At 72.2% G+C, this 22,795-nt stretch carries 20 protein-coding genes and 2 pseudogenes; 16 read left to right on the plus strand and 6 right to left on the minus strand.

What is annotated here, in order from left to right:
• The first annotated feature begins 7 nt into the window (after positions 1 to 7).
• From AB0398_RS06435 to AB0398_RS06460, 6 genes are all read left to right on the plus strand, one after another.
• Positions 8 to 802, plus strand: a complete 795-nt coding sequence (locus tag AB0398_RS06435; protein WP_366372714.1) for an aspartate/glutamate racemase family protein — start codon at positions 8 to 10, stop codon at positions 800 to 802.
• 61 nt (positions 803 to 863) lie between these two features.
• Positions 864 to 1,430 (plus strand): hypothetical protein, encoded by a 567-nt coding sequence (locus AB0398_RS06440; protein WP_366372715.1) that lies wholly within the window; start codon positions 864 to 866, stop codon positions 1,428 to 1,430.
• Between the two features lie 115 nt (positions 1,431 to 1,545).
• Positions 1,546 to 3,348: an apolipoprotein N-acyltransferase gene (gene lnt / locus AB0398_RS06445; protein WP_366372716.1), complete on the plus strand. Its 1,803-nt coding sequence runs from the start codon at positions 1,546 to 1,548 to the stop codon at positions 3,346 to 3,348.
• Between the two features lie 78 nt (positions 3,349 to 3,426).
• Positions 3,427 to 3,909, plus strand: a complete 483-nt coding sequence (locus AB0398_RS06450; RefSeq protein ID WP_366372717.1) for an NUDIX domain-containing protein — start codon at positions 3,427 to 3,429, stop codon at positions 3,907 to 3,909.
• 55 nt (positions 3,910 to 3,964) lie between these two features.
• Positions 3,965 to 4,792 carry a 3-hydroxybutyrate dehydrogenase gene (locus tag AB0398_RS06455; RefSeq protein WP_366372718.1) on the plus strand — a complete coding sequence of 276 codons (828 nt, stop codon included), beginning with the start codon at positions 3,965 to 3,967 and terminating at the stop codon, positions 4,790 to 4,792.
• Positions 4,793 to 4,859: 67 nt separating this feature from the next.
• Positions 4,860 to 6,764: a GAF domain-containing protein gene (locus AB0398_RS06460; protein WP_366372719.1), complete on the plus strand. Its 1,905-nt coding sequence runs from the start codon at positions 4,860 to 4,862 to the stop codon at positions 6,762 to 6,764.
• A gap of 68 nt (positions 6,765 to 6,832) precedes the next feature.
• Here the strand turns inward: AB0398_RS06460 and AB0398_RS06465 are convergent, their stop codons facing one another.
• The 3 genes and pseudogenes from AB0398_RS06465 to AB0398_RS06475 all read right to left on the minus strand — a co-directional run bounded on the left by AB0398_RS06465 (position 6,833) and on the right by AB0398_RS06475 (position 10,436).
• Positions 6,833 to 8,200, minus strand: coding sequence for an MFS transporter (locus tag AB0398_RS06465; RefSeq protein ID WP_366372720.1), 1,368 nt, complete (start codon positions 8,198 to 8,200; stop codon positions 6,833 to 6,835).
• A gap of 357 nt (positions 8,201 to 8,557) precedes the next feature.
• Positions 8,558 to 8,772, minus strand: a pseudogene (locus AB0398_RS06470) (IS5/IS1182 family transposase); the annotation flags it as partial.
• Positions 8,773 to 9,446: 674 nt separating this feature from the next.
• On the minus strand, positions 9,447 to 10,436 hold the full coding sequence (locus AB0398_RS06475; RefSeq protein ID WP_366372721.1) for an alpha/beta hydrolase: 990 nt from the start codon (positions 10,434 to 10,436) through the stop codon (positions 9,447 to 9,449).
• A gap of 142 nt (positions 10,437 to 10,578) precedes the next feature.
• Between AB0398_RS06475 and AB0398_RS06480 the strand changes: the two genes are divergently transcribed.
• The 5 genes and pseudogenes from AB0398_RS06480 (at position 10,579) to AB0398_RS06500 (ending at position 15,070) form a co-directional block, all read left to right on the plus strand.
• Positions 10,579 to 11,181, plus strand: coding sequence for a helix-turn-helix domain-containing protein (locus AB0398_RS06480; protein ID WP_366372722.1), 603 nt, complete (start codon positions 10,579 to 10,581; stop codon positions 11,179 to 11,181).
• Positions 11,182 to 11,486: 305 nt separating this feature from the next.
• Positions 11,487 to 11,693, plus strand: a pseudogene (locus AB0398_RS06485) (transposase family protein); the annotation flags it as partial.
• Positions 11,694 to 12,081: 388 nt separating this feature from the next.
• Positions 12,082 to 13,089: a hypothetical protein gene (locus tag AB0398_RS06490; protein ID WP_366372723.1), complete on the plus strand. Its 1,008-nt coding sequence runs from the start codon at positions 12,082 to 12,084 to the stop codon at positions 13,087 to 13,089.
• A 123-nt stretch (positions 13,090 to 13,212) separates the two neighbouring features.
• A complete protein-coding gene (locus AB0398_RS06495; RefSeq protein ID WP_366372724.1) occupies positions 13,213 to 13,929 on the plus strand; it encodes a VOC family protein in 717 nt (238 codons plus the stop codon).
• 160 nt (positions 13,930 to 14,089) lie between these two features.
• Positions 14,090 to 15,070, plus strand: coding sequence for a hypothetical protein (locus tag AB0398_RS06500; protein WP_366372725.1), 981 nt, complete (start codon positions 14,090 to 14,092; stop codon positions 15,068 to 15,070).
• A 35-nt stretch (positions 15,071 to 15,105) separates the two neighbouring features.
• Here the strand turns inward: AB0398_RS06500 and AB0398_RS06505 are convergent, their stop codons facing one another.
• A complete protein-coding gene (locus AB0398_RS06505; RefSeq protein WP_366372726.1) occupies positions 15,106 to 15,297 on the minus strand; it encodes a DUF4236 domain-containing protein in 192 nt (63 codons plus the stop codon).
• A 262-nt stretch (positions 15,298 to 15,559) separates the two neighbouring features.
• Here AB0398_RS06505 and AB0398_RS06510 point away from each other — a divergent pair, with 262 nt between their 5' ends.
• The gene (locus AB0398_RS06510) at positions 15,560 to 16,360 is read left to right on the plus strand and encodes an SDR family NAD(P)-dependent oxidoreductase (RefSeq protein WP_366372727.1); all 801 of its coding nucleotides are present in this window, start codon (positions 15,560 to 15,562) and stop codon (positions 16,358 to 16,360) included.
• A 202-nt stretch (positions 16,361 to 16,562) separates the two neighbouring features.
• A complete protein-coding gene (locus AB0398_RS06515) occupies positions 16,563 to 17,678 on the plus strand; it encodes an acetate/propionate family kinase (RefSeq protein ID WP_366372728.1) in 1,116 nt (371 codons plus the stop codon).
• Positions 17,679 to 17,798: 120 nt separating this feature from the next.
• On the opposite strand, the gene AB0398_RS06520 is transcribed toward AB0398_RS06515, so the two are convergent.
• Both AB0398_RS06520 and AB0398_RS06525 read right to left on the minus strand, forming a co-directional pair.
• Positions 17,799 to 18,053, minus strand: coding sequence for a LapA family protein (locus AB0398_RS06520; RefSeq protein WP_366372729.1), 255 nt, complete (start codon positions 18,051 to 18,053; stop codon positions 17,799 to 17,801).
• Positions 18,054 to 18,118: 65 nt separating this feature from the next.
• Complete coding sequence (locus AB0398_RS06525) at positions 18,119 to 19,426, minus strand: ROK family transcriptional regulator (protein WP_366372730.1); 1,308 nt, start codon at positions 19,424 to 19,426, stop codon at positions 18,119 to 18,121.
• A 170-nt stretch (positions 19,427 to 19,596) separates the two neighbouring features.
• On the opposite strand from AB0398_RS06525, the gene AB0398_RS06530 reads away from it, so the two are divergent.
• From AB0398_RS06530 to AB0398_RS06540, 3 genes are read left to right on the plus strand one after another with little or no spacing between them, the layout of a single operon-like run.
• Positions 19,597 to 20,901: a sugar ABC transporter substrate-binding protein gene (locus AB0398_RS06530; RefSeq protein WP_366372731.1), complete on the plus strand. Its 1,305-nt coding sequence runs from the start codon at positions 19,597 to 19,599 to the stop codon at positions 20,899 to 20,901.
• Positions 20,902 to 20,912: 11 nt separating this feature from the next.
• A complete protein-coding gene (locus AB0398_RS06535; RefSeq protein ID WP_366372732.1) occupies positions 20,913 to 21,905 on the plus strand; it encodes a sugar ABC transporter permease in 993 nt (330 codons plus the stop codon).
• 34 nt (positions 21,906 to 21,939) lie between these two features.
• On the plus strand, positions 21,940 to 22,779 hold the full coding sequence (locus AB0398_RS06540) for a carbohydrate ABC transporter permease (RefSeq protein WP_366373013.1): 840 nt from the start codon (positions 21,940 to 21,942) through the stop codon (positions 22,777 to 22,779).
• The last annotated feature ends 16 nt before the right edge of the window (positions 22,780 to 22,795 follow it).

The following is a 22,795-nucleotide window of genomic DNA, read 5'->3' on the forward strand; positions in this document are numbered from 1 at the left end:
TGACCGGGTGAAGATCGCGCTCATGGACTCCGGAATCGGCCTCCTCCCGGCGGCGGCCGCGGTGCGGCGGCTCCGGCCGGACGCGGACATCCTCCTCTCCAACGACCCCGACGGCATGCCGTGGGGCCCGCGCACCCCCGAGGACCTCACCGGGCGCGCCCTCGACGTCGCGCTCGCCGCCGCCGAGCACCGCCCCGGGGCGCTGATCGTGGCCTGCAACACCGCCACCGTGCACGCCCTGCCCGCCCTGCGCGCCGCCCTCGAACCGGACGTCCCCGTCATCGGCACCGTGCCCGCGATCAAGCCCGCCGCGGCGGGCGGCGGCAAGATCGCCATCTGGGCCACCCCGGCCACCACCGGCAGCGACTACCAGCGCGGACTGATCCGGGAGTTCGCCGGGGGAGCCGAGGTCACCGAGGTGCCCTGCCCCGGCCTCGCGGACGCCGTGGAGCACGCGGACCAGGACGCCGTGGACCGGGCCGTCGCCGCGGCGGCCGCGCTCACCCCGGCCGACGTCCGCGCCGTCGTCCTCGGCTGCACCCACTACGAGCTGGTCGAGGAGCGCATCCTCGCCGCCCTGGAGGCGCGCCGCCCTGCGGACCTCCCGCCCCTCGTCTTCCACGGCTCCGCGGACGCCGTCGCCGCCCAGGCGCTGCGCCGGATCGGCGCCGAGCCCGCCCCCGACGCCGACCCCACCGGCACCCTCTCCGTCCTCCTCGGCGGACACCCCGGCCGGCTCCCCGCCGCCGCCCTCGCCTATGCCGAGGGCCGTGGCCTCGCGGAGACCGCCCCCGCTCACTGAGCGTGACCGGAAGGCTCCTTTCCGCCGCGCCGCCCGGGACGAACATGAGTATTCTTCCGATATGAGGGAATTCTCCCGGGACCCCCGCATCGACGAGCGGACGTCCGACGTCTGGACCGGCCGCGCCACCAACCGCTTCCAGTGGGTGGCCGCGGCGGCCGGCGCCGCCTGCGTGGCCCTGGGGATCGCCCTCGCCGTCCAGCTCCAGTGGACCTCGGGCATCGCGGCCCTCCTCATGGCGGTGATCGGCTGCGTCACGGTCGGACTGCTCGTCCTCTTCGGCACCCTCGCCTTCGTCCACGTGGCCGTGAAGGTCGACGACCGGGCCATGGAGGTCCGCTGCGGCCACATCGGCCTGCCGCGCCGCCGCATCCCGCTCTCCCACGTCGTCGGCGCCGACTTCGCCCCGAGCGTCACGCCGCGCCACTGGGGCGGCTGGGGCTACCGCTGGCGCCCCGAGAAGGGCACGGCCGTGATCGTCCGGCGGGGCGAGGGCCTGGTCCTGCGCCTGGACGACGGCCACACCTTCACGGTCACCGTCGACGGCGCCGAGTCCGCCGTCCGCGTCATCCGCGACCGCCTGCGCCGGCTGACCCCGCCGGGCCCGCCCGCGGCCACGGGGGCGTGACGCGTCCGTCCCCGGAGCCGGGCTCCCCGGCCCTCCTGATCGGCCGCGTCCGAGCCGGTCAGAGGGGTGCGCACCGGACGCCCGGCGGACAGGAACGACCCGTAGACTCCGCAAGGTGAGCGCCACCATCACCCCCGTCGACGCGTCCGAGACCGACACCGCACCCGCGCCGGCCCACCACCGGCTGCGGTGGTTCGCGCGGCCCGCGGCGGCCCTGCTGTCCGGCTTCGTGCTCTACCTGAGCTTCCCGCCGCGTCCCCTCTGGTGGCTCGCGCCGCCCGCCTTCGCCCTGCTCGGCTGGGCCCTGCGGGGCCGCCGGCTCCGCGCCGGGTTCGGCCTCGGGTACCTGGCCGGCCTCGGCTTCCTGCTCCCGCTCCTCGTGTGGACCGGCGAGGAGGTCGGCCCCGGCCCGTGGCTCGCCCTCGCCGCCGTCGAGGCGCTCTTCGTCGCCGCCGCGGGCCTCGGCGTCGCGGCCGTCTCCCGCCTCCCGTGGTGGCCCTTCTTCGCAGCCGGAGTGTGGATCCTCGCGGAAGGGGCACGCGCGCGCGTGCCCTTCGGCGGCTTCCCCTGGGGCAAGATCGCCTTCGGCCAGGCCGACGGCGTCTTCCTGCCGCTCGCCGCCGTCGGCGGCACCCCCCTGCTCGGCTTCGCCGTCGCCCTCTGCGGCTTCGGCCTGTACGAGGCGACCCGCCTGGTCCGCGCCCGCCGCGCCCTCGACGCGGCCGCCCCGGACGCCACGGTCCCGGACACCACCGCCACCGGCCCGGACGCCGGGGTCCCGGGTGACACAGCCCCCGCCCAGGGCGTCCCCGCCCCCGACGCCCCCGGTACCGCTTCGAGCCGCACCGGCACCGCCGGGCCCGCCCCCGACGCCGCCGCGTCCACCGCCACCGCCGCCACCGGCCCGCGCGGCACCGGCACCCTCCCGCGCGGCCCGCTCGTCGCCGCCGCGCTCGCCGTGCTCCTCCCGGTCACCGGCGCGCTCGCCGCGCTGCCGCTCGTCGACGACTCCGCCGAGGACGGCACCGCCACCGTCGCCGCCGTCCAGGGCAACGTCCCCCGCCTCGGCCTCGACTTCAACGCCCAGCGCCGGGCCGTCCTGGACAACCACGCCGCCCGCACCCGCGAGCTCGCCAAGGCGGTCGAGGAGAAGCGCGAGCCGCGGCCCGACTTCGTGCTGTGGCCGGAGAACTCCTCGGACATCGACCCGTACGCGAACGCCGACGCCGCCGACGTCATCGACGAGGCCGTCCGCGCGATCGGCGCGCCCACCGTGATCGGCGCGGTCATCGCCCCCGAGACCGGCAAGCTCCGCAACACCCTCATCCAGTGGGAGCCCGGACGCGGCCCGGTCGCCACGTACGACAAGCGGCACGTCCAGCCCTTCGGCGAGTACATCCCGATGCGGCCCCTCGTCCGGATCTTCAACAGCAACGTGGACCGGGTGAGCCGCGACTTCGGCGCCGGCACCGAGGTCGGCGTCTTCGACCTCGCGGGCACCAGGGTCGGCCTCGCCACCTGCTACGAGGCGGCCTTCGACTGGGCCGTGCGCGACACCGTCACCCACGGCGCGCAGCTCATCACCGTCCCCAGCAACAACGCCACCTTCGGCCGCAGCGAGATGACCTACCAGCAGCTCGCGATGTCCCGGGTGCGCGCCGTCGAACACAGCCGGTCGGTGGTCGTGCCCGTCACCAGCGGGGTGAGCGCGGTCATCCGCCCCGACGGCGAGGTCGTCGCGGAGACGAGGATGTTCACCCCGGACGTCCTGGTCGAGAAGGTGCCGCTGCGCTCCTCGCAGACCCCCGCGACCCGCATGGGCACCCTGCCTGAGGCCCTCCTCGCGGCGCTCGCCGCCGCCGGACTCGGCTGGTCGGCGCTCCGCTCGGTACGGGCCCGCCGCACGCGGGCGGAGTGAGCGGGGCGGCCGGGAGCGGGGGACGGGGCCGGGGTCGGGACCGGTCGGCTCCCGCCGTACATGACCTAGGGTCGGTCCATGGCTACTCCTGACTTCATCCGCACCCTGCGCGAGACGGCCGGTCACCAGCTCCTCTTCCTGCCCGGGGTGAGCGTCGTCGTGTTCGACGACCGGGGCCGGGTGCTGCTCGGAAGGCGCTCCGACAACGGGCGCTGGGCGATCATCGGCGGCATCGTCGAGCCGGGCGAGCAGCCCGCCGACTGCGCGGTCCGCGAGGTGTACGAGGAGACCGCCGTGCGCTGCGAGGTCGAGCGGATCGTGATCGTCGAGACCCTCAGCAAGCCCGTCGTCTACCCCAACGGCGACCAGTGCCAGTTCATGGACGTGACCTTCCGCTGCCGGGCCGTCGGCGGGGAGGCCCGGGTCAACGACGAGGAGTCCACCGAGGTCAGCTGGTTCGACGTGCACGACCTGCCGGAGATGAAGCGGTTCTCCCTCATGCGGATCGAGAAGGCGCTCGCCGACGAACCCACATGGTTCCGCACCACAGCAACCGGCTGAACTATGGGCCCGACGCACATCGGTGGGGGAGAGGGCCGTTCATAGGGTGCGGAGCATGAGCGCTCCCGTCACCGCCCCCGGTACCGACCTCGCCGCACCCCTGCCCCGCGCGGCCGGACTCGCCCTCGACCTCACCGGCCGCACCGCGCTCGTCACCGGCGCGGCCGGCGGCATCGGGCGCGCCTGCGCGCTGCGGCTCGCCGCCGCCGGGGCCCGCGTCAGAGCCGTCGACCGGGCCGCCGAGGGCCTGGACGCCCTGGCCGGAGAGGCCTCCGGGCTCCCCGGGGAACTCGAACCGCGGCTGCTCGACCTGACCGACCTGGACGCCGCGGAGAGCGCCGCCGCGGGCGCGGACATCCTCGTCAACAACGCCGGGCTCCAGCTCGTGCGGCCCATCGAGGAGTTCCCGCCGGACGTCTTCCACACCGTCCTCACCGTGATGCTGGAGGCGCCGTTCCGGCTCATCCGGGGCGCCCTCCCGCACATGTACGGCCAGGGGTGGGGGCGGATCGTCAACATCTCGTCCGTCCACGGACTGCGCGCCTCCGCCTTCAAGTCCGCCTACGTGGCCGCCAAACACGGTCTGGAGGGCCTCTCCAAGACCGCCGCCCTCGAAGGCGCCCCGCACGGAGTCACCTCCAACTGCGTCAACCCCGGCTACGTCCGCACCCCGCTCGTCGAACGCCAGATCGCCGACCAGGCCGCCGCCCACGGCATCCCGCCGGAGCGGGTCCTCGCGGACGTCCTGCTCAAGGACGCGGCGCTCAAGCGGCTCATCGAACCGGAGGAGGTCGCCGAGGCCGTCCTCTACCTCTGCGCCCCCCAGGCCTCCTTCATCACCGGCATCTCCCTCACCCTCGACGGCGGCTGGACCGCCCACTGAAGGTGCCCCTGTGAAGGTCGTCCACAGGGGTGGTGCGACCACACGTCCGGCAGGTATCCCTGTGTCCATGTCCCACGAACACGTCTCCTACCTGGAACTCCTCGCACGGGGAGCCGCGACGGAGGCCTACGACCGTCCCGTACTGCTCGCCCGCGCGAGCGGTGCGGGCCCCGAGGCGCTGGCGGAGCTCGAAGAGGCCAAGCAGCTCGCCCTGCGGGTTCGGGCCGAGCTGGAGGGGCGGCGGCGGCGCGAGGCGGAGCTGTCCGCGCTCTTCGCCACCGCCCACGACCTCGCGGGACTCCGCGACCTCGACGCGGTCCTGCGCGCCATCGTCCAGCGCGCCCGCTCGCTCCTCGGCACCGAGGTCGCCTACCTCAGCCTCAACGACCCGGCCGCCGGCGACACGTACATGAGGGTCACCGAGGGTTCCGTCTCCGCCCGCTTCCAGCAGCTCAGACTGGGCATGGGCGAGGGGCTCGGCGGCCTCGTCGCCCAGACCGCCCGCCCCTACGTCACCGACGACTACTTCGACGACGCGCGCTTCCAGCACACCCGGACCATCGACACGGCCGTACGGGACGAGGGCCTAGTCGCCATCCTCGGGGTGCCGCTCAGCCTCGGCAGCCAGGTCATCGGGGTGCTGTTCGCGGCCGACCGCAGGGCCAGGGTCTTCGAGCGCGAACAGGTCGCGCTGCTCGGCTCCTTCGCCGCGCACGCCGCCGTCGCCATCGACACGGCCAACCTCCTCGCCGAGACCCGCTCGGCCCTCGCGGAGCTGGAACGGGCCAACGACATCATCCGTGAGCACAGCGGCGTCATCGAGCGGGCCTCCGAGGTCCACGACCGCCTCTCCGAACTGGTCCTGCACGGCGGCGGCGTCCACGACGTGGCGCGCGCCGTCTCCGAAGTCCTGGGCGGCACGGTCGAGTTCACCGAGACGGGCGCGGGCTCCGCGCGCCGCGCCGGGGGCCACGCGGTCCGCGAGGGCGACGACTGGGTCGCCGCGGTCTCCGCCGGCGGCGAGGCCCTGGGCACCCTCGTCCTGCACGGCCGGCCCGACCTCGACCCCGTCGACCAGCGCACCCTGGAGCGCGCCGCCCTGGTCACCTCCCTGCTGCTGCTCGCCCGCCGCTCGGCGGGCGAGGCCGAGCAGCGGGTGCGGGGCGAACTCCTCGACGACCTGCTCGACGCCCCCGACCGCGACCGCCGCCTGCTGCGCGAGCGCGCCGCCCGGCTCCGCACCGACAGCGAGGCCCCGCACGTCGTGCTCGCCGCCCGCGTCGACCGGGCCGCCGGCGGCGCCGCCGACACCGACGCGGGCCGCCGCGAGAGCGCCGACCGGCAGCGCCTGTGGTCGGCCGCCTCCCACCTGGCCGCCACCCGCCACGGACTCGCCTCCGCGCGCGACGGCGGTACGGTCCTGCTGCTGCCGCTCGGCCCCGGCGAGACCGCCGCCGAACTCGCCCGGCAGACCGCCAAGAGCCTCGGCGGCACCCTGCGCGAAGAGGTCACCGTCGGCGCCTCCGCTCCCGTACGGGCGCCCCTGGACCACCCGGACCAGGTGGCCGTCGCGTACGGGGAGGCCCGTCGCTGCCTCGACGCGCTGGGGCTCCTGCACCGCTCCGGGCAGGGCGCCGCCGCCGAGGACCTGGGCTTCCTCGGCCTGCTGCTCGCGGACAGCCGGGACATCGGCGGCTTCGTCGACCGCACCGTCGGCCAGGTCGTCGCCTACGACCGGCGGCGCGGCACCGAGCTGGTCCGCACCCTGGACGCGTACTTCGCGAGCGGCATGAGTCCCGCCCGTACCAAGGACGAACTCCACGTCCACGTCAACACGGTGGCCCAGCGCCTGGAGCGGATCGGCCGGCTCCTCGGCCCCGACTGGCAGTCCCCGTCGCGCGCCTTGGAGATCCAGCTCGCGCTCCGGCTGCACGCCCTCGCGGACGCGGTCGGGAGGAAGCGACGTACGTGACGTACGGAAAGGCCCCGGGCCCCGCTCACGGCGAGCGGGGCCCGGGGCCTTTCCGTACGTCACGGGGGTCAGGCGTCGGCGTGGACGCGGGAGTCCTCGGGGGTCCGCTCGGCGACGTCGCCGAGGTCGCTGTCGCGGGTCTCGCGGGCGCAGATGATCGCGACGACGGTGAGCAGCGCGGCGGCGATCACGTACAGGGAGATCGGCGTCGAGGTGCCGTGGTCGGCGAGCAGCGCGGTCGCGATGAGCGGGGCGGGCGCGCCGGCGGCGACGGAGGAGAACTGGGCGCCGATGGAGGCTCCGGAGTAGCGCATCCGGGTCGCGAACATCTCGGAGAAGAAGGCCGCCTGCGGCGCGTACATCGCCCCGTGCAGGACCAGGCCGACCGTGACGGCGAGCAGCAGGCTGCCGAAGGTGCCCCGGTCGATGAGGGTGAAGAAGGGGAACATCCAGGCCCCGACGCCCACCGCGCCGATCAGGTACACCGGCCGGCGCCCGAGCCGGTCGGACAGCGCGCCCCACAGGGGGATCACCGCGAAGTGGACGGCGGACCCGATGAGGACGGCGTTCAGGGCGGTCTGCTTGGAGAGCCCGACCTGCGTGGTCGCGTACACCAGGATGAACGCGGTGATCACGTAGTACGAGATGTTCTCCGCCATGCGGGCGCCCATCGCGATGAGCACGTCCCGCCAGTGGTGGCGCAGCACCGCCACGAGCGGCATCTTCTCGACCTGCCCGGCGGTCGCCTTGCGCTCCTCGGCGGCGGCGAGCGCGGCCTTGAAGACGGGCGACTCGTCGACCGAGAGCCGGATCCACAGGCCGACGATCACGAGGACGCCGGAGAGCAGGAACGGGATGCGCCAGCCCCAGGAGGTGAAGGCGGCCTCCGAGAGCAGCGCGGTCAGCGCGGAGAGCACACCGGTGGCGAGCAACTGCCCGGCCGGCGCGCCGGTCTGCGGCCACGAGGCCCAGAACCCGCGCCGCTTCGCGTCCCCGTGCTCGGACACGAGCAGCACGGCCCCGCCCCACTCCCCGCCGAGCGCGAAGCCCTGCACGAGCCGCAGCACGGTCAGCAGCACGGGGGCCGCGGACCCGACGGTCGCGTGCGTCGGCAGCAGCCCGATGGCGAACGTCGCCCCGCCCATCAGCAGCAGGCTGAGCACCAGCAGCTTCTTCCGCCCGAGCCGGTCGCCGTAGTGCCCGAACACCAGCGCCCCGAGCGGCCGCGCGGCGAACCCGACCGCGTACGTCAGGAAGGACAGCAGGGTCCCCACCAGCGGATCGGACTCGGGGAAGAACAGCTTGTTGAACACGAGCGCCGCGGCGGACCCGTACAGGAAGAAGTCGTACCACTCGATGGTGGTGCCGATGAGGCTGGCGGCGACGATCCGCTTGAGGGATCCGGGTGGGGTCGGGGAGGGCGTTGCGGCGGCCATGTGCACCACTTCCAGGCAAGGGCGGGGACGTTTCGGTGTCGCCACACCGTAGGAAGTGGCAGGTCAGGGGCGTATGTGGTGGGACACCATAGTTCAGGACGGACGAGTGCGCTCGGCCGCCATGAGAGCCCCTCACGGGCCGTTCGGAGGGCCCGGAGGAGTTGAGGGGGGCGACTGTCCCTGTTGCCCTGGTCCAGGGCGATTTGACGGCGCGGTGCTCACTCCCGTGCCGGCTTCGTGCTGACTGAGCCTTTTTCGTCTTGAATGGTCGCAGGTCAGGAGGATGTGGACGGCTTGGGCGAGGGTGCCGATGCGGTGGGTGGAGCATCTGGCTCGGCGGAGGACGCGCCAGGACTTCAGCTGGGCAAACGTCTCGTTCTTACGCGGATGGGCCAGCGTGAGGAGAGCCTGCGTGAAGCAACCGAGCCGTCTCCAAGGCGAGTTCAGTTCATGCCTTCGGGCGTGGATCAGCCAGGAAACATGCTCGACCAGCTCGTGCGGGACGTCGAGCATGGCAGGATGCGGAACCACCAGAGCCCCGGGCTGCCGGCGGTGTCGAGTGGAATCAACACCGCCGACGACCGGGGGATCTGCTGCGTCACCACCCCGGCTGACCGCGCCTTATAACCCTTCAGGGGCAGGATGGAAAAGGCTCAGTCACCGACTCGGTGACATCGTGGTGGTTCATGCCGCCTCAACGCCGATTGACAGAACCAGGGCAGAGGCGGCGACGGTCGTGGTGCAGGGCCGGTGAGGTGAGTGGTCGCCTTGCCCGCGGTGTCGGGCCGTACGGAAGGGGCGCGCTGTACATCACAGTCCCGGCGTGGGGCGGTGGGCCTGATGGAGGTGTCACGCCTGCTCGTAGCATCTGAATCCGGTTCCAGATCTTGCGCTCCGTGTTGCTTTCGGTGCGGTGAGTGAAATTTTTTCGAACGCGGATGAGTGATTCGGCACCGCTTTCGCTTGAGTGGTGGGCAGAGAGCAACAAGTGCTCTGGCGTCGGAAGTTGGTGCCCCACCCTCAAGAAGGATCCCGCCGTGATGACTGAGCTTCTTCGACGTGGTCACCGATCGGGCGACGGTCCTGAGCCGGGGCACGATGGTTGCCACATAGACGCGCTTGTTGTCACTGGCGTGTTGGAGTACGTGGAGTGCGACTGTTCGGCATCACCGAGCAGACCGCCGTGCGCGCCCTCGGTGCGGTCGCCCGAAACACACCCCCAAACTACCCAGACAGCTCGCCTGGTTCAGTCCTGGAGGGTGGCGAGCCAGTCGGTCAGCAGGCTGTTGACCTCGTTGGGGCGTTCCTGCTGGATCCAGTGGCCGCAGCCGTCCAGGAGGTAGGAGGCGGACAGGGCGGGGAGGGTGGTGGGGTAGGCGTCGATGGCGTCGGCCATCCAGGTGGTGGATGCGTCCAGTGCGCCGCCGGCGAACAGGGACGGCTGTTCGATCGGGGCTCCGCGGTGAGGGGCGAGGTCTTCCCAGTCGCGGTCCATGTTGCGGTAGCGGTTGAGGGCGCCGGTCAGGCCGGTGCGCTCGAACTCCCCGGCGTAGACGTCGAGGTCGTCCTCGCTCAACCAGGTCGGGAGAACCCCTACGGGGAAGCGGTCGCGCAGCCGGCCGTCGCCGCGGGTGACGAAGTGCGGGTCGGGCTCGCCCTCGGCCGGCATGGTGTCGGCGGACAGGGCTGCGTAGAAGCCCGCGAGCCAGCCCCGGACGTCGGGCTCGATCTCCGCCTCGGCGCGGCCGGGCTCCTGGAAGTAGGAGACGTAGAACTCCTGCTCGGAGCCGCCGATCCGGCCGAAGACTTCGGTGGGACGGGGGCCGCCGGGCGGTGCATAGGGGACACTCAGCAGGCCGACGGCGCGGAAGACCTCGGGGTGCAGCAGGGCGGAGGTGGCGGCGATGTTGGAGCCCCAGTCGTGGCCGACGACCACCGCGCTCTCCTCGCCGAGGGCGCGCACGACGGCGACGTTGTCCTCCACCAGGCCGAGCATCCGGTAGGCCTCGGTCGCCTCCGGCTTGGAAGAGCGGCCGTAGCCGCGTACGTCGATCGCCACCGCCCGGTAGCCGGCCGCGGCGAGGGCCGGGAGCTGGTGGCGCCAGGAGTACCAGGACTCGGGGAAGCCGTGCACGAGCAGGACCAGCGGGCCGGTGCCCTGCTCGACCAGGTGGAGGCGTCCGGCAGGAGCCTCGACGGTGCGATGGCGGAGCTCGGCGGTCGGCTCAAGCTGCATGGGCTTCTCCTCGGTTCGAGGGCGGCTGGCGGGTACCCGTCGATCATGCGGCGCGGCGGCCCCTCGGCACGATCAGCGTTGCCATTCTGGCAAGATCGCAGAACAGATCGCTGGAGCGGCATGGCAAGAAGGAGCGGGAAGGGTGGCAGTCGACGACGTGGACGGCACGCTGGCCGCGATGGGGCCCCGGTTGCGGGCCACACGCGAGCACTACGGCGCGACGCTCGCCGGTGTCAGCTGCGCGACCGGCATCTCGACCAGCACGCTCTCCCGGATCGAGACCGGCCGGCGCAAGCCCACCCTGGAGGTGCTGCTGCACCTGTCGAAGGAGTACGGCGTCTCCCTGGACGAGCTGGTCGGCACCGCGCCCGGCCCCGGGGCCGGGCCGCGTGCTACGGCGCCGCTGAGCTTCGGCGACGACAAGGCGGTGCTGCCGCTGACCCGGTACGTCGGCGGTCTGCACGCCCACAAGCACGTCCTGCCCGCCCTCGAGAACCCGCCTGCGCGGCCCCGTCAGGTCTCCCACGACGGCCACGAGTGGCTGTGCGTCCTGTACGGGCGGCTGTGGCTCGCCCTCGGCGACCAAGACCTCGTCCTGACCCCCGGGGATGTCGTCGAGTTCGACACCCGCACCCCGCACGGTGTGGCGAACGCCAGCCCCGGCGGACCGGTCGAGTACCTGATCATGTTCGGACCCCAGGGTGAGCGTCTACGGCCGCGCAGCCGGTCGTCGGGGAACCGGTGACAGAAAGGCTGCTGAACGAGTATGTGTGACAAGCCGCGTGCCTCGCTGGTGGCAACGACACTGCTTCGTCCGCTCTCATCCGCCACGTCATCCGGCTCCGCCGGTGACAACCAGTGCGCTTCAGCTCAGGTCCATGAAGCGCAACGAGCGAAGCCCTCGGGCTGTTGATCGAGATGTCTGACGTCTCCATCACGTTGCCCGGAGGCCTTGTCGGTCGTCCGTCCTGCCGCAATCGACCCGCCGCACGCACCCGTTGAGTCGGTCACCATGCTGATCGCCACCCGTGGGGGCGACCGGCGCTGCGGCTGACCACCGGCATCAAACGCAGGCCCCCGCAGGAACCGACCCCCACCGAGAAGACCCGCAACCGTACCCTGGCCGCCACGCGCGCACCCGTCGAACGCGGCGTCGCCCGCCTGAAGTCCTGGCGGGTCTTCCGCAGATCCCGATGCAGTCCCGACCGCATGACGCCGATCGCCAAGGCCGTCCTCACCCCGGAGCGGCAACGCTGAAGAAGCTCGTCGATCGGTGCGTGAGAGGGGTTGGGGGCCTGATCGGGTTGCTGGTCGGCTGTGGGTGAGTCGGCCCAACACCCGAGGCCGTCGTCGGTGAGCGCGTCGACGATGCCGTGGGTGCGGGCGGCGATCCGGTCGATCGGTGGCAGGGTGTCGCCCGGACAGGTCGATCGACGGCGGGTGGACAAGCGCACGAAGCTCATGGTGGACGGTGGATCTTGATCGTGAACCCGTCTTCCAGGAGCTTCGTCTTTCCGCAGACTCGTCCAACACGCGGCCGACATCGTGAGGTTGGAAAAGGCCCCTTCACCCACGTTCTTGAGAACCCTGCCGCATACGTCCGAATTGGCCTCCAGTGCCCACGACGAACCGTCCCGGAGAGCGCATGTCCCGCACCACACCCCCGCGTCCCGTCGATGTGGAGGCCCTCTTCCCCGGTCTCGCCGAGTTCCGGCGCACCGCGACGCGGCTCCACCCCCACCCCGGCGATCCGAAGGCGCAGGACAGCTCCGTCGCGGGTCCCGTGCTGTGGCCGGCCGACGAACCATGGCCGGTATGCACCGCCGTCCATCCCAAGGGAACCGGGCACTTGCTGGCCGACGTCCGGCTCGCGCGTCGCATCTACGCCGCTTCCGAGGGACGGAAGAAGACCGAAGAGGAGCTCGCCCTCCTCGGCACCCTTCAGCACCGGCTGCACGACCCCGGCATCGCCGACGCGGATCCCGTCCCGATGCTCGCCGTCGCGCAGCTGTGGGCCCGGGACGTCCCCGACCTCACCGGGCCCGAGGGATACGACCTCCTCCAGGTCTTCTGGTGCCCGTTCGAGGCGCACGGCCCCGACGAGAGCGTGGACGTCGTACTGAAGTGGCGCCGCGGCCGGGACGTCGGGGCCGTGCTCGCCGAACAGCCCGAGCCGCTGGTCGTCGGCTCGCCCGAGTGCGTTCCCCAGCCCTGTGAACTCCATCCCGAGCAGGTCGTCGAGCACGAGTACGTGGGTCTGCTCCCCGAGGACCTGTGGGAGGCCGTCACGACGTGGGAGGAGGAACTCCTCGAGGAGGACGAGGAGGACGAGGAGGCGGACTTCCCCACCGAGTACTCCAGCGATCTGTCCCTCGCCCCGGGCTGGAAGGTCGGCGGCTTCGCCACCTGGCACCTCACCGACCCGCGTCCCGTCGACTGCACGGTGTGCGGCACCCCCATGCCGCCCCTCCTCACCGCCCACTTCGTCGAGTGGGATCCGGCCTCCGAGAGCTGGGCTCCCCTGGAAGACCGTCGTCCCGATCCGTACCGGCACGTCATCACCCCCACCGGTGTCCACCTGGGGCGCGGATACCTGCGTGTCCACACCTGTCCCACGGACGCCTTCCATCCGCATCGGCTCAGCTTCCAGTAGCGGGGCGGGTGCGTACGGCCCGGCGGAAACCCGGATGCGCGCGTCGCACGGTCGTCCTAGGCTGCGCCCGCGGGTGCGGCGGGGTGCCGTGTCGGCCGTCAGGAGATCGGAGACGTACGGGGTATGACCAGTCGACTGTTCGCGATCTGTTTCCACGCGACCAGGCCGCCGGAGCTGGCGCGTTTCTGGTCCGGGGTCCTGGGCTGGAAGCCGGACGACGGCCCGGACGAGGGCAGCGCGATCGTGCCCCCCGACGCCCACGGGTTCCGCATCCGTTTCCTGCCGGGCGCGGAGCCCAGGGCCGGTCGGAACCGGGCGCACTTCGACCTGACGAGCGACTCCCCGGAGCAGCAGGAGAGGACGGTGGCCAGGGCGCTGGAGCTCGGCGGGGAACACCTCGACGTGGGTCAGCTCCCGGAGGAGGGGCACGTGGTGCTCGCCGATCCGGACGGCAACGAGTTCTGCGTCATCGAGGCGGGCAACGCGTTCCTCGCCGACACCGGTTCCATCGGAGCGCTGGCCTGCGACGGCACCCAGGCGGTCGGGTACTTCTGGAGCGAGGCGCTGGGGTGGCCGCTGGTCTGGGACCAGGACGAGGAGACCGCGATCCAGTCGCCGCACGGCGGTACGAAGATCACGTGGGGCGGCCCTCCGGTGGCCCCGAAGACGGGTGTGAACAGGCTGTACTTCGAGCTGGCGCTCCCCGACGGAGCCGACTGGGAGACGGAACTCGACCGCCTGGTGTCCCTCGGCGCGACACGTACCGAGGAGGGTGACGACGACCGGGTGACGATGCTCGACCCCGACGACAACGAGTTCTCCGTACGGAGGCCCCGGTAGGGCGTGTCCGGGGCCGTGCCGCATGCTGCCGGGGCCCGGCAGCATGTCCGTCCGCACGCTGCCGGGGCTTCCCCCTCGTGCGTCCGTCCCGGGTGCGAGATCCTTTTCCGGACACGGTCGGAGGGGGGACGGAATGAGGCACGTGCCGTGCTTCCGTTGGGTGTTGACTCTGGGCGTCGTGCTCTTCGCCTGCTCGGTGGGGCTGTACGCCGCCGGTTCCGACCCGCCCGAGGCGCGGCAGATCGACCTGACGGTCCTCGACGAGAAACCGGACGGTTCGTGCCGGGTCCGCTGGATCGACCCGTACCAGAAGAGGGCGCGGGAAGCGTCGTACCGGTGCGATCCCGGCCGGTCCGACCTCCTCAAGGCGCCCGAGTACCCCGACAGCCGCGGCTACGGCTGGGCTTCCGGGTTCATGCTCACCGAGGGCCCCGAGCGGGGGAACCTGGAGGACCTCGTCGAGCCGGACTCCGGCCCCGCGGACGCCTTCCTGCTGTCCGGCGTGCTGCTTGTCGCCGTCGGACTGGTCGGCGGGAACCTCCGCGCCCTGCCCCGGGTCCTCGGCGTGGAGGCGCGGCTCGTTCGCCGTGCGGCCCGGCTGTCCGCGTCCGCCGGGTGGGCGGCCGAGGACTACGAGCGGGCCGTGGCGGCGGTGCACGAGGCGAAGCGCCACGCCGTCCTGCCCCGGAACGCCGACGGGATCCCCGGCCCTCGGCTGGTCACGACGCTCTGGGTACTCCGTGAGGCGGGCCCGCAGGCGCGCGAGGCGGCGGTGGCCGGTCGGCGGCTCTCGGCGCGGCTGGACGGCCTCCTGGACGACGCGGCTCCGGCCGCCGGACTGCGGAGCATGCTGCGGGCCGGTCCGACGGCCCGGCTGCACGCCGCCCGGGCGGTCGCCGAGCTGCGTCCGCTGCTGTCCGAGGCCGAACGGAACGGCCTGCCCGAACGCTTCGCGCAGACCTCGGTCGATCTGCTCCGGGGCCAGGACGCCGACCGGGCCGCCCTCGCGGCCGGAACGGACTTCGCGGCAGAGCCCGCCGCGTACCGGCACCTGCTGGCGGAGCTGACGGGACCCGGGCCGGCGGCCCGTCCGCCCGCGCTCTCCCCTCGTCGGGGACGGCGGTGGCACCGGCGCCGGTGACGACCGCCCCGGTCGTGCGACGGATCGCCCCCTCCTCAGCGGCGCCGTGAATGGCGGCGCCAGGTGAAGCCGCCCGGGAGGCGCACCGACGTGCTGTGGCGGCCCCGGCCGTGGTACGAGACGTGGGCCCGGCGCGGGCCGAAGCTCAGCGACCAGCCGTGCGAGCCGATGTTCAGGCGGAGCAGCTTCGGGATCAGGGTGATCTGCTTGTGGTAATGAATCGACATGTCGGCCTCCTCGGAGCCATGGTGCGCCACGCGCGCGCCGGGACTGTCACGGTCGCTCCACCATCGTGTCACCGCCGACGGCTTCCCCGGAGGCGTCCGGCCGTCGGGCGGGCCCGCCCGTAGGGGTGAACGGCTCGTTCGCGTAAGCCATCACGTACCGGAAAACGGGAACGGGTGCTCCTGCGGCTCCTGCGGCTCCTGCGGCTCCCGCGGCTCCCGCGGCTCCCGCGGCCACCCCTCCCCGAACCGAAAGCGATCGCGCATGAGTGACACCAAGCCCCTCGCCCTCGTCACCGGTGCCTCCAGCGGCATCGGCCTCGAACTGGCCGAGCAGTTGGCGGAACGCGGCTACGACCTCGTCGTCAACGCCGAGGACGACGCCCGGCTCCAGCGGGCGGCCGGGCGGGTCCGGGCGGCCGGGGCGCGGGTGGAGGTGGTCCGGGCCGACCTGCGCGACCCCGGGGAGACCGAGCGCCTCTTTGCCGAGGCCACCGGTCTCGGCCGGCCGCTCGACGTCGTCGTCCTGAACGCCGGTGTCGGACGGGGCGGCGCGTTCGTCGACACCGACCTGGCGGACGAGCTGGAGGTCATCGACCTCGACGTCCGCTCCACCGTGCACCTGGCCAAGCTCGTCCTCCGCGACATGACCGCCCGCGACGAGGGCCGCGTCCTCGTCACCTCGTCCATCGCCTCCACGATGCCCGGCTCCTTCCAGGCCGTGTACAACGCGTCCAAGTCGTTCCTTCAGTCCTTCGCCGAGGCCCTGCAGAACGAACTCAAGGACACGGACGTCACCCTGACCTCCCTGATGCCCGGCCCGACCGAGACCGACTTCTTCCACCGCGCCGGCATGGACGACACCAAGGTCGGCCGGCAGGAGAAGGACGATCTCGCCCAGGTCGCGCGCCAGGGCCTGGACGCCCTCTTCGCCGGAAAGGCCGGGATCGTCGCGGGCTCGGCCAAGACCAAGGCCCAGGCCGCCGCCAACAAGCTCCTGCCCGACAGCCTGAAGGCGGAGGCGCACCGGAAGATGGCCGAGCCCGGCTCCGGCGACGAGGAGTAGCGGCCTCCGGCTCGGACCGGCCGGTGCTTCCCCTTCGCCGCGCGCTGCCGTCCAGCCGCTCGCCCGACCGGGCGTGGACGGACGGCCGAAGGGAGGTTTCCCGTCCCTCCTCCGGTGTTACGCGTACAGGGCGGCGACCACCGCCCGGACCCGAGCCCTCGGCCGACGGGTCGAACGACCGGTACCGAGGGAGAGGAACGACATGTCCACACACGAGGACGGTCCCGTTCTGGTGGCCGACGCGGGATCGTCGAGTCTGCGCCTGACCGTGTTCGGCGGCGACGGCGAGGTCCTCGCCGAGCACCGCAGTGACAGCCCGCCGGACAAGGACGCCCCGGACGTCCTGCGGCGGCTCCTCGACGAGGCGCCCGCCCCGGTGGCCGTCGGCCACCGCATCGTCCACGGCGGGCCGGAGCTGCGCGACCACGTCCGGGTCGACGACGACGTCCGCGCCCGGCTCGACCGGGCGGCCGACCTCGCGCCGCTGCACGTCCCGCCGGCCCTCACGGTCCTGGACGCCGCCCGGCACCTGCTGTCCGGCGTCCCGCACGTCGCCTGCTTCGACACCGTGTTCCACCGCGGACTGCCCGCCGCCGCACGGGAGTACGCGGTGCCCGCCGCGTGGCGCGAGGAGTACGGGCTGCGCCGCTACGGCTTCCACGGACTGTCCTACGCCTGGGCGCTGGACCGGGCCGCCGAACTCCTCGGCCGCCCGCCCGAGCGGCTCCGCCTGGTGATCGCGCACCTCGGCGGCGGCTGCTCCGCCTGCGCCGTGCGGGACGGGCGCAGCGTCGACACCACCATGGGGTTCACCCCGCTGGAGGGCCTGGTGATGAGCCACCGCAGCGGCAGCGTCGACCCCGGCGCCCTGACCTGGCTGCAGACCCGGCACGGCCTGACCGCCGAGGCCGTCGAGGACGCGCTGAACCACCGGTCCGGGCTGCTCGCCCTCTCCGGCACCTCGGACGACACCCGTGACCTCGTCCGCGACCGGGCGGCGGGGGACGAGCGGGCGGCGCTCGCCCTGGACGTCTTCACCCACCACTGCCGTCGTGGCATCGCCGCGACGGCCGCGTCCCTGGACCGGCTCGACGCCCTGGTCTTCACCGGCGAGATCGGCGAGGACCAGCCCGAGGTGCGCGAGGAGGTGTGTGCCGGGCTGTCCGTGCTCGGCCTCACCGGCGGACTGCGCCCGCTCGTCGCCGAACGCCCCGAGATCGTCAGCGAACCCGGCGCCCGGGTCCCGGTCCTCGTCGTGCCCACCGGGGAGGCCCGGCAGGTCGACCGCGAGACCCGCGCCCTCCTGGCCCGCCGCTGAGTGGGACGGCGATGGGCGGGACGACGGTGGCCGCGGGCGCCGGAGCCGAGAAGCGGGAAGGGGCGTGGGCGACGGAGGCGTACGCCGTCCCCGTCCGGGAGAAGCCGTACCGCGCGGCGGTCAGCGCCGGGCGCGGCGGCGGGCGACGATCAGGCCCAGGGCGATCCCGGCGAGCAGGGTGACCGCGAGAACGGTCCACAGGGGGAGCGTGACCTCGGGGACCCACAGGCGGATGGTGACGGAGCCGGTGTTGGCGGCGATGAACCAGATCGCCAGGGCCGCGAGGAGCAGGAAGCCGATGGTGCGCAGCCGGACGTCCCGCCCCTTGACCGTCACGCTCGACGGCGGGTGCTCTTTCGCCGTTTTCTCTGCCATGCGTTCAGTATCAGACGATTTGTCCGGGTGGGCCATCCGGCGCGAACGGCCAGGGTGCCGCCGGTTCAGGGCGACACGCGGTCCCGCAGGGCGGTCTGCCAGGCCGGGGAGGGCGGGGCCGGCTCGGTCTCGGGGCGGCGGCCGCCCTGGGCGAAGAAGTCGACCAGGGGCAGCAGGGCCGCGCCGACCGTGACGGCCTCGGGGCCGAGGGTGCCCAGGCCGATGCCGGTGCGGCTGGCCGGGTACCGCAGGGCGTACGCGCGGGCGTAGCCGGTCACGGTCTCCAGGAAGCGGGTGCCGAGCTGGAGTCCGGCCCAGCCGCCGACGAGGATGCGCTCGGGCTGGAAGAGGTTGATGAGGTCGGCGAAGCCCGCGCCGAGGAACTCCGCGGTCTCCTCCAGGACCGCGAGGGCGGTGGCGTCGGGGGCGGTCCCGGCGTCGGCCGGGTACGCGGCGGCGAGCATGGCCGTCAGGGCCGTCTCCTCGTCCGTGCCCTCCGGGGGCCTTCCGCCCGCCTCCCGCCAGCGTTCGAGGAGCGCCTCCGCGCCCGCGTACGCCTCCAGGCAGCCCTGTGAGCCGCAGCGGCAGCGGCGCCCCCGCACCCGTACGGTCAGATGGCCCCATTCGAGGGCCCGGCCGGGGCCCATGGGGTCGGTGACCACGCAGGCGCCGACGCCGGAGCCGAAGAGCACGACGACGGCGCTGCGGGCGCCGCGCCCGGCGCCGAACCACATCTCGGCCTGGCCGAGGGTCTTGGCGCCGTTGTCGATCCAGTACGGCACCGAGGCCGGCAGCTCCACGTGCTCGCGCAGCAGACGCTCCAGGGGCACGGCGTCCCAGTCGACGGTCTGGCCGTGCACGACCGCGCCGTCCTCCGGGGTCCTGGCCACGATGCCGGGCACGCCGACGCCGACGCCGAGCAGGAGCTCCGCGGGCACCTCCGCGGTCCGCAGCACCTCCGCGATGCCCTCCCGCAGGTGTGCCACGACGAGGTCCACGTCGTACCGCGCGGTGCGCGGTCCGGAGCTCGCCAACGGCCGCTCGGTTCGGGCGAGTTCGGTGAGGGCGAGATCGAACAGCTCGATCCTGATCCGGGTCTCGCCGATGTCGACGCCGATCATGAAGCCGCTGCCGGGGGAGATCCGGAGCAGGGTGCGGGGGCGCCCGCCGGCCGAGTCGACGCTGCCGGCCTCCTCGACCAGCCCCTCCGCGACGAGCTCGGCCACCACGTTGCTGACCGAGCCGGAGCTGAGCCCGGTCGCGGGGCCCAGCGTGAGCCGGCTCATCGGTCCGTCGAAGTACAGCCTGCGCAGAACGGCGGTGCGGTTCTCGCGCCGCAGGTCACGCACCGTGCGGCCACTTCTCGCGTGCACTCTGGTCCCCGTCTCTCATGTCGTTCGTTTCAACATACCCGCAGTACAAGCCTTGACGCGACCTTCTCATGGGGTTTAACTCACATCCTAAATTAAGCCGATGTTACGGAGAGCGGTCCAGGGGCTCCCCGTACCGGCCCTTCCCTCGTCCCTGAAAGGGCCCAGGAGCCATGCGCAGAATCAGAGCCGCTGTCACCGGTGCCGTCACGCTCTCCCTCGTCCTCACCGCCACCGCCTGCGGCGGGGGAGAAGACAGCGGGTCGTCCCCGAAGACCCTCACCTACTGGGCCTCCAACCAGGGCGCCAGCCTGGAGGTCGACAAGAAGGTCCTGCAGCCCGAGCTCGACCAGTTCGAGAAGGAGACCGGGATCAAGGTCAAGCTGGAGGTGATCCCGTGGTCCGACCTCCTCAACCGGATCCTCACCGCGACCACCTCCGGCCAGGGTCCCGACGTCCTCAACATCGGCAACACCTGGAGCGCCTCCCTGCAGTCCACCGGGGCGCTGCTGCCCTGGGACGCCAAGAACTTCGAGGCCGTCGGCGGCAAGGACCGCTTCGTCGACTCCGCGCTCGGCTCCACCGGCGTCCCCGGCAAGGACCCGGCCGCCGTCCCGCTCTACTCCATGGCCTACGCGCTCTACTACAACAAGCAGCTCTTCAAGGAAGCGGGCATAGCCAAGCCGCCGACCACCTGGGACGAGGTGGCCGAGGCCGGCAAGAAGCTCGGCGCGAAGGGCAAGAACGGCATCGGCGTCGAGGGCTCCAACCTCTCCAACAACATCCACCAGGTCTTCGTCCTCGCCAAGCAGCACGGGGCCGACTTCTTCACCGCCGACGGCAAGCCCGACTTCACCTCCGACGGCGCCGTCGCCGCCGTCAAGCAGTACGTCGACCTCATGGCCGCCCAGAAGATCGTGGCCCCCGGCAACGCCGAGTACTCCCAGAACCAGTCCCTCAGCGACTTCGCCAAGAACAAGACCGGCATGGTCCTGTGGCAGACCCCCTCGCAGACCTTCTCCGCGCAGGGCATGGGCCCCGACGAGTGGGGCGTCGCCCCCGCCCCCGTCCCGTCCGGCAAGCCCGGCCAGGGCGAGCAGACCAACTCGATGGTCGCCGGCATCAACCTCGCCGTCTTCAAGAACACCAAGAACCTCGACGGCGCCCTGAAGTTCGTGAAGTACATGACGAGCGACGAGGAGCAGGTCGTCCTCAACAAGGCCTACGGCTCGGTCCCGCCGGTCAAGGGCGCCCAGAAGGACGCCGCGTTCGCCGACCCCTCGCTCACCGTCATCCGCGACACCCTCTCCACCAGCGCCGCCGCCCTGCCGCAGGTCCCCGAGGAGTCCCAGTTCGAGACCGTCGTCGGCACCGCGGTCAAGGAGCTCTTCGCCGACGCCGCCGCCGGCCGTCCGGTCACCACGGAGTCCGTCAAGGCCAAGCTCGAAAAGGCCCAGCAGCAGATGCCCAAGAAGTAGGCCGCCCCACCATGACCGAAACCGTCGTCACTCCTCCGAGTGAGCGGACGGTGCGCAAGGCCGCACCCGGAGAGGCGCGCACCCCGCGCCGCTCCGGGCGCCGCCGCGTCGCACTGCCGTACCTGCTGCTCCTGCCCGCCCTGCTCCTCGAACTCCTCGTCCACCTCGTCCCGATGCTCATGGGCATCACCATGAGCTTCCGCGAGCTCACCCAGTTCTACATCCGGAACTGGTCCGAGGCGCCCTGGACGGCGTTCGACAACTACAGCGTCGCGATCGACTTCGACGCCCCCGTCGGACAGGCGCTCCTCAAGTCCTTCCTGACGACCTGTCTGTTCACCGTCCTCTCCGTCGGACTGTGCTGGCTGCTCGGAACGGCCGCCGCGGTCTTCCTCCAGGAGAACTTCCGCGGCCGGGCGTTCCTTCGGACCCTCTTCCTCGTCCCGTACGCCCTGCCGGTCTACGCGGCCGTCATCACCTGGGCGTTCATGTTCCAGCGGGACAACGGCGTCATCAACCACGTCCTGCACGACCAGCTCGGCATCGGCGACAGCCCCGCCTTCTGGCTCATCGGCGACAACAGCTTCTGGGCCCTGCTGATCGTCTCCGTGTGGAAGGGCTGGCCCTTCGCCTTCCTCACCGTCATGGCGGGACTCCAGAACATCCCCCGGGACATGTACGAGGCCGCCGCCCTCGACGGCGCCGGCGTGTGGAAGCAGATCCGGCACATCACCCTGCCGTCCCTGCGCTCCGTCAACCAGGTCCTCGTCCTCGTCCTCTTCCTGTGGACGTTCAACGACTTCAACACGCCGTTCGTGCTCTTCGGCAAGGCGGCCCCCGAAGCCGCCGACCTGATCTCGCTCCACATCTACCAGTCGTCCTTCCAGACGTGGAACTTCGGCACCGGCTCGGCCATGTCCGTACTGCTGCTCCTCTTCCTCCTCGTCGTCACGGGCGTCTACCTCCTGCTCACCACCCGCGGAAGGAAGACCTCCGATGTCTGAGCACGCGGCCCGCCGCACGTCCGCCCGGTCGCCCATGGCGGCACCCCGCTCGTTCCTCTGGACCCGGCGGATCTTCCTCACCCTGCTCACCGGCTTCGTCGTCCTGCCGGTGTACGTGATGGTCTCCAGCTCCCTCAAGCCCCTCAAGGACGTCTCGGGGAAGTTCGAGTGGATCCCCTCCGGGCTCACGCTCCGGCCCTACTTCGACATCTGGGAGACCGTCCCGCTCGCCGACTACTTCGTGAACTCGATCGTCGTCGCGGGCGCGGCCACGGTGCTCTCGGTGATCGTCGCGATCTTCGCCGCGTACGCCGTCAGCCGCTACTCCTTCCGCGGCAAACGGGTCTTCACGGTGACGGTCCTGTCGACGCAGATGTTCCCCGGCATCCTCTTCCTGCTGCCGCTCTTCCTCATCTACGTCAACCTCGGCAACGCCACCGGCATCGCCCTGTTCGGCTCGCGCGAAGGGCTGATCCTCACCTATCTGACCTTCTCGCTGCCGTTCTCCATCTGGATGCTGACCGGCTACTTCGACTCGATCCCGCGCGAACTCGACGAAGCGGCCAAGGTCGACGGCTGCGGGCCGATCAAGGCGCTGTTCCGCGTGATCATCCCGGCCGCGACGCCCGGCATCGTCGCCGTCGCGATCTACGCCTTCATGACGGCCTGGGGCGAGGTCCTCTTCGCCTCGGTCATGACCACCGACAGCACGCGCACCCTCGCCGTCGGGCTCCAGGGCTACGCCACCCTGAACGACGTCTACTGGAACCAGGTGATGGCCGCCTCCCTCGTGGTGAGCGTCCCCGTCGTCGTCGGGTTCCTGCTCCTCCAGCGCTACCTCGTCGCCGGCCTCACCGCGGGTGCGGTCAAGTGACGTCCCTCTCCACACC

The sequence above is a fragment of the Streptomyces sp. NPDC086147 genome, assembly GCF_040702165.1.
Taxonomy (GTDB): Bacteria; Actinomycetota; Actinomycetes; order Streptomycetales; family Streptomycetaceae; genus Streptomyces.

Excerpts from the sequence above, each read along its gene's own strand:
- AB0398_RS06440 (WP_366372715.1), top strand. The coding sequence starts at position 864 with ATGAGGGAATTCTCCCGGGACCCCCGCATCGACGAGCGGACGTCCGAC.
- AB0398_RS06450 (WP_366372717.1), top strand. The coding sequence starts at position 3,427 with ATGGCTACTCCTGACTTCATCCGCACCCTGCGCGAGACGGCCGGTCAC.
- AB0398_RS06455 (WP_366372718.1), top strand. The coding sequence starts at position 3,965 with ATGAGCGCTCCCGTCACCGCCCCCGGTACCGACCTCGCCGCACCCCTG.
- AB0398_RS06460 (WP_366372719.1), top strand. The coding sequence starts at position 4,860 with ATGTCCCACGAACACGTCTCCTACCTGGAACTCCTCGCACGGGGAGCC.
- AB0398_RS06465 (WP_366372720.1), bottom strand. The coding sequence starts at position 8,200 with ATGGCCGCCGCAACGCCCTCCCCGACCCCACCCGGATCCCTCAAGCGG.
- AB0398_RS06475 (WP_366372721.1), bottom strand. The coding sequence starts at position 10,436 with ATGCAGCTTGAGCCGACCGCCGAGCTCCGCCATCGCACCGTCGAGGCT.
- AB0398_RS06490 (WP_366372723.1), top strand. The coding sequence starts at position 12,082 with ATGTCCCGCACCACACCCCCGCGTCCCGTCGATGTGGAGGCCCTCTTC.
- AB0398_RS06495 (WP_366372724.1), top strand. The coding sequence starts at position 13,213 with ATGACCAGTCGACTGTTCGCGATCTGTTTCCACGCGACCAGGCCGCCG.
- AB0398_RS06505 (WP_366372726.1), bottom strand. The coding sequence starts at position 15,297 with ATGTCGATTCATTACCACAAGCAGATCACCCTGATCCCGAAGCTGCTC.
- AB0398_RS06510 (WP_366372727.1), top strand. The coding sequence starts at position 15,560 with ATGAGTGACACCAAGCCCCTCGCCCTCGTCACCGGTGCCTCCAGCGGC.
- AB0398_RS06515 (WP_366372728.1), top strand. The coding sequence starts at position 16,563 with ATGTCCACACACGAGGACGGTCCCGTTCTGGTGGCCGACGCGGGATCG.
- AB0398_RS06520 (WP_366372729.1), bottom strand. The coding sequence starts at position 18,053 with ATGGCAGAGAAAACGGCGAAAGAGCACCCGCCGTCGAGCGTGACGGTC.
- AB0398_RS06530 (WP_366372731.1), top strand. The coding sequence starts at position 19,597 with ATGCGCAGAATCAGAGCCGCTGTCACCGGTGCCGTCACGCTCTCCCTC.
- AB0398_RS06535 (WP_366372732.1), top strand. The coding sequence starts at position 20,913 with ATGACCGAAACCGTCGTCACTCCTCCGAGTGAGCGGACGGTGCGCAAG.
- AB0398_RS06540 (WP_366373013.1), top strand. The coding sequence starts at position 21,940 with ATGGCGGCACCCCGCTCGTTCCTCTGGACCCGGCGGATCTTCCTCACC.